Source organism: Pseudomonas sp. SDO5522_S412, from assembly GCF_054071215.1.
In genome coordinates this window covers 1-5,531 of record NZ_JBSVWQ010000313.1, presented here as the reverse complement: position 1 = coordinate 5,531, position 5,531 = coordinate 1, and the positions used below count along the sequence as shown (strand labels likewise).

Sequence of the window (5,531 nt, the reverse complement as noted above, 5' to 3'; positions counted from 1 at the left end):
TTGGAATGCATTCCAAGTGTGGGAGCGGGCTTGCTCGCGAAGAGGCCCTCAAATACACCAAAAAACTACCTGACACTCCCGCGCAATTCCCCCACCACCCCATGCAACGCCTCGGGCGTCGCCGCCTCCACCGTCACCGGCGCGCCGGCCACCAGGGTCACTCGCGACCAGATCCGGTGGAAGAAGCCCTTGTTCGGATCGCGACTGAAGAAACTCCCCCACAACCCCTGCAACGCCATCGGAATCACCGGCACCGGCGTCTCTGCAAGAATCCGCGTCACGCCGCTTCGGAACTCGTTCATCTCGCCATCGGAGGTCAATTTTCCTTCCGGGAAGATGCACACCAGCTCGCCGTCCTTAAGGTAGTGGGCAATCCGCTGGAAGGCCTTTTCGTAGATCTGGATGTCCTCATGCCGCCCGGCAATCGGAATCGCCCCGGCAGTGCGGAAGATAAAGTTCAAAACCGGCAGGTTGTAGATCTTGTAGTACATGACAAAACGAATCGGCCGACGCACCGAACCGGCAATCAACAGCGCATCGACAAACGACACGTGATTGCACACCAGCAACGCCGCGCCCTCGTCCGGGATCAGCTCGAGGTTCTTGTGCTCGACGCGGTACATGGAATGGCTGAGCAGCCAGATCATGAAACGCATGGTGAACTCGGGCACGATCTTGAAGATGTAGGTGTTGACCGCGATGTTCAGCAGCGACACCACCAGGAACAGCTCGGGGATCGACAGCTTGGCCACGCTCAGCAGCAGGATCGAGACGATCGCCGAGACCACCATGAACAGCGCGTTGAGGATGTTGTTGGCCGCGATCACCCGCGCCCGCTCGTTCTCGGCGGTACGCGACTGGATCAACGCGTACAGCGGCACGATATAGAAGCCGCCGAATACGCCGAGGCCAAGGATATCGAACAACACCCACCACGCCTGGCCGTAACTCAGCACGGCGATCCAGTCGTTGGCCTGGACGTTCTGCGGGAAGCCTCCGGAATGCCACCACAGCAGCAGGCCGAAAACGGTCAAACCGAACGAGCCGAACGGCACCAGGCCGATCTCGACTTTGCGCCCGGAGAGCTTCTCGCACAGCATCGAACCCAGAGCGATGCCCACCGAGAACACCGTGAGGATCAGCGTAACCACAGTCTCGTCGCCGTACATCCATTCCTTGGCGTAGGCCGGGATTTGCGTCAGGTAGATCGCGCCGACAAACCAGAACCACGAGTTGCCGACAATCGAGCGCGACACCGCCGGTGTCTGCCCCAGGCCGAGCTTCAAGGTGGCCCAGGACTGACTGAAGATATTCCAGTTCAGGCGCATCTCGGGGCTGGACGCCGCCGCGCGCGGAATGCTGCGGCTGGCCAGGTAGCCCAGCACCGCAATGCCGACGATGGCCGTCGAGACCACCGGCGCGTAATGGGTGGACGACATCATGATCCCGGCGCCAATGGTGCCCGCGAGGATCGCGAGGAACGTGCCCATTTCCACCAGGCCATTGCCGCCCACCAGCTCATCTTCGTGCAGGGCCTGGGGCATGATCGAGTATTTCACCGGCCCGAACAGCGCCGAGTGCGTGCCCATGGCAAACAGCGCCAGCAGCATCAGCTCCAGGTGGTTGAACATGAAACCCACCGCGCCCACGGACATGATCACGATTTCGCCGATCTTGATCACCCGGATCAGCGCGTCCTTGTTGAACTTCTCGCCAAATTGCCCGGCCAGGGCCGAGAACAGGAAGAACGGCAGGATAAACAGCAACGCGCAGAGATTGACCCAGATCGAGCGGTCGCCCTCGATGGTCAGCTTGTAGAGAATCGCCAGGATCAACGACTGCTTGAATATATTGTCGTTGAACGCACCAAGGGACTGGGTAATGAAGAACGGCAGGAAACGCCGTTTGCGCAGCAAAGTGAATTGCGAGGGGTGGCTCATCGTCCGTGTTCCTGCGTGGCCTGAAGGCTGTTATTGGTCTTTCCAGGCCACGACTTTACCTAATCCTGCTTACTTATTCGCTAGTCCTGCAATGCACGGCGATACAAAAAGCTCGCCTTTATAGGCGCCCTGCACCGTGCGCTTGGCAACGATCAGCCACATCAGCGCCAGCGCCGCCACCAACACGCAACCAACGATGCTGAAAAAACCCAGGTGCAAGGTGCTCGCCAGTTTCAGCGTGGCCAACGAGTACACGCCCAACGGGAAGGTGAATCCCCACCAGCCAAGGTTGAACGGAATACCGGCCCGCAGGTAACGCAGGGTGATCAGCACCGCGATCAGCATCCACCATAAGCCGAAGCCCCACAGGGTGATGCCTGCGACCAGGCCGATGCCGTTGGCCATCTCACCGACGCCGGGCAGACCGTTGGCGGCAAAGATGGCAGGTGCATCACCGCCCAGTACCAGCATGCCCAGGGCACCGGTGCCGATGGGACCGAGAGCCAGCCAGCTCGACGCGGCCATATTGGCGTGTGGCAGTTTATGCAGGGCCATGCGCAGCATCAGGATGGTCAGGATGCTGAACGCCACCGGCAGGGAAAACGCCCACAGCACGTAGCTGGTCACCAGCATCACCAGTTGCGAATGGGCGTCGGCCAGGTGCGGCGCCAGCAGGCCACCGCTGGCGGCGGCGACTTCCGCGGCCACCACCGGCAACAGCCACACGGCAGTCATCTGGTCGATGCTGTGTTCCTGGCGGGTGAACATCATGAACGGGATCAGCACCCCGCAGGCCAGGGCCATCGCGACGTCGAGCCACCACAGCACCTCGACCAGTTGCACCACGCCATCCCCCCAGCGCGGCACGCCGAACAGCAGGAAGCCGTTGATAATGGTCGCCAGGCCCATGGGGATGGTGCCGAAGAACATCGACACCGTGGAGTGCCCGAAAATGCGCCGGGCCTCGTGGAAAAACATCACCCAGCGCGCCGCATACAGCACGCTGAACAACACAAACAGGCCAATGGTAAACAGCCACAGCCCTTCGGCCACGGCGTGCAGCCCCGCCAGGTTGACCGGCAATTGCGCCAGCGCCAACGCCAGCACCCCGGTGCCCATGGTGGCGGCAAACCAGTTGGGGGTGAACTGGCGAATCACTTCCAGGGGACGGGTCAGGTGACTGAAGGGTTTCAAGCTGCTGTGAAGCGTATTCGGGCAAGTCATGGTGTAGTCCTCTTCCTCGCATGAGGTTGAGACCATGGTAGAACCGAATCGAATATCTATATAACGGGTAATATCTCTAACTGTTATCTGTTTCGTAAATATGTGATTAAACGCTGCCTTGGGTTTCAATCACCAGAATCCGTGCGGGGCCCTGTGGATGGGCCACATGCTCGGTGCCGACACTGGCGTAGAAGATGTCGCCTACCTGAAGCAAGGCCATCTGTTCGCTGCCGTTTTCGCGATAGTGCATCTGCACCTGGCCATCAAGCACCACGAACACCTCTTCACCGTCATTCACGTGCCAGCGATACGGCTGGTCGGTCCAATGCAAACGGGTGGTGATGCCGTTCATATTGGCGATGTCCAGCGCCTCCCAGGCGCGGGTGCCGGTGAATTCTTTGCTGCGGATGATCTTCATGGGTGAATCCCAAGGCGTAAGGGTGACGAATTATTACCGAATCAATTACCCGCCGTCGCCCTGCTCTTCGCCAAATCCTGCATTAGCAACGCCACCAACGCGCCGAGTGCCAATACAATCAGCACCACGCCATAACCGTCGGTGGTGGCGATCAAACCGAAGGTGCGCGTCAAGTTGCCCGCCAACAGCGACGGCACACAGAACGCCAGGTAACTCAGCACATAGAACGCCGACATCAAGCCCGCCCGCTCATGGGGCAAGGCCAACGGCAAGACGCTGCGCAGCGCACCGAGGAATCCCGAGCCAAAACCACCGCCGGCGATCAGCGTGGCAATGAAGAACAGCGGCAGGCTGGCGCTGTGGACGGCCGTGAGGATCAGCGCAACACCCACCGCCAGCAGCACGGCGCCCAACCGCAGGACTTTGTCCGCCGGGCGGTTGCGCAGGCTGAAAATCATCACCGCCCCGCTCAGCGTCAACACCGCCACCAGTCCGCCGCCGATCAGGTTCGAGGTGGACCCGGTCGCCGCCCGCACCAGCGAGGGCGCCAGGGACAGGTAAAAGCCGCCCATGGCCCATACGGCTACGTCTACCGGCAACGAGATCCACAAGGCGCGGCGGGCCTGGGGCGGTACATGCAAGGTGGGCCATAGCGAGGCCAGGGCCCCCGGAATCCGGCTGACTGTCTCCGGCAGGCGCCAGACGTACAATGCCTGCAGGATCATCAACCCGAGCAGGGTCCAGTAAATCAACGTGGTCGGCATCGGCGCGAACTCCACCAGCAGGCTGCAGCCCATGGCCCCGCAGGCCATGCCCAGCAAAGGCGCTACGCTGTTGATCAGCGGGCCTTGCTGGCGGTCGGTGTCGAGCAATGCGGCGCCCAGCACAGCGGTGGCCATGCCGGTGGCAAAGCCTTGTACCGTGCGGGCGGCAATCAGCCAGCCGACGCTGTCGGCATTGATAAACAGCAACATCGCCAGCATATCGAGGAGCAGCGCGGCAAAAATTACCGGCTTGCGCCCCAAGTGGTCCGACAGCGACCCCACGGTCAGCAATGCAGCCAGCAGGCTCAAGGCGTAAATGCCAAATACCAGGGTCAACATCGCCGCCGAAAAGTGCAGGCCCTCTTGATAGAGGTGGTACAACGGGGTCGGCGCGCTGGAGGCGGCGAGAAACGTCAGCAAGGTGATCGCCAGAAACACCAGGCTGGAACGATGAGAAGTAACGCTGGACATGGGCACGCTCCGCTAAAGCTAATATTTTGCTTTTGCGGAGTGTGCTACCGGATGGCGCTTAAAGCAAATTCTTTGTGTTAAGGTTTTACGCATGGCGATAAAAGAAGGGCTCCGCCCGGGGGGCCGTAGTGCCCGGGTCCAGGAATCAGTGCATTCGGCGGTGCGTGAATTGCTCGAAGAGCAGGACCGTTCCAGCGTGACCGTGCCGCAGATAGCCACGCGCGCCGGAGTGACGCCTTCGACCATCTACCGGCGCTGGGGTGACTTGGCGGCGCTGCTGGCCGATGTTGCGATGGCCCGTCTGCGCCCGGACAGTGAGCCGGCTGATACCGGCAGCCTGCGCGGAGACCTGCGGGCCTGGGGTGAGCAATACCGTGATGAGATGAGCTCGGACCTTGGCCGCGAGATGATGCGTGATGTGCAATGCAGTCAGGCGCCGGGGTATTGCGTGGGGATTCTCACCGGGCAGTTGGAGACGATCCTGGATCGGTACACCGACGACGCGGGGACACTTCCCAGCGTGGATCGGCTGATCAATTTGATCGTTGCGCCAACCGTTTTTCGCAGTTTGTTTTCTACTGTGCCGTTGGAGGTTGAGGAGCTGCATGAGTTGATTGAGTTGGCTTTGCGGGGGTGAGGTGTTTTTTGGGTTTGGGTGTATATCCGTTGCTGCGGTAACGGCCACTTATGGTTCCGCTCTTACAGCGGCTCACT

General features: G+C 60.7%; 5 protein-coding genes. 1 reads left to right on the top strand and 4 read right to left on the bottom strand.

The window, feature by feature from the left end:
• Positions 1 to 65: 65 nt before the first annotated feature.
• The 4 genes from ACW9I6_RS30405 to ACW9I6_RS30390 form a co-directional block, all read right to left on the bottom strand.
• On the bottom strand, positions 66 to 1,940 hold the full coding sequence (locus tag ACW9I6_RS30405; protein WP_177010113.1) for an MFS transporter: 1,875 nt from the start codon (positions 1,938 to 1,940) through the stop codon (positions 66 to 68).
• Positions 1,941 to 2,009: 69 nt separating this feature from the next.
• Positions 2,010 to 3,164: a TDT family transporter gene (locus ACW9I6_RS30400; protein WP_457340164.1), complete on the bottom strand. Its 1,155-nt coding sequence runs from the start codon at positions 3,162 to 3,164 to the stop codon at positions 2,010 to 2,012.
• Between the two features lie 106 nt (positions 3,165 to 3,270).
• Positions 3,271 to 3,582 (bottom strand): cupin, encoded by a 312-nt coding sequence (locus ACW9I6_RS30395; RefSeq protein ID WP_457340163.1) that lies wholly within the window; start codon positions 3,580 to 3,582, stop codon positions 3,271 to 3,273.
• Between the two features lie 41 nt (positions 3,583 to 3,623).
• A complete protein-coding gene (locus tag ACW9I6_RS30390; RefSeq protein WP_003212382.1) occupies positions 3,624 to 4,817 on the bottom strand; it encodes an MFS transporter in 1,194 nt (397 codons plus the stop codon).
• Positions 4,818 to 4,908: 91 nt separating this feature from the next.
• Here ACW9I6_RS30390 and ACW9I6_RS30385 point away from each other — a divergent pair, with 91 nt between their 5' ends.
• Positions 4,909 to 5,454 carry a TetR/AcrR family transcriptional regulator gene (locus ACW9I6_RS30385; RefSeq protein WP_032898567.1) on the top strand — a complete coding sequence of 182 codons (546 nt, stop codon included), beginning with the start codon at positions 4,909 to 4,911 and terminating at the stop codon, positions 5,452 to 5,454.
• Positions 5,455 to 5,531: the final 77 nt, after the last annotated feature.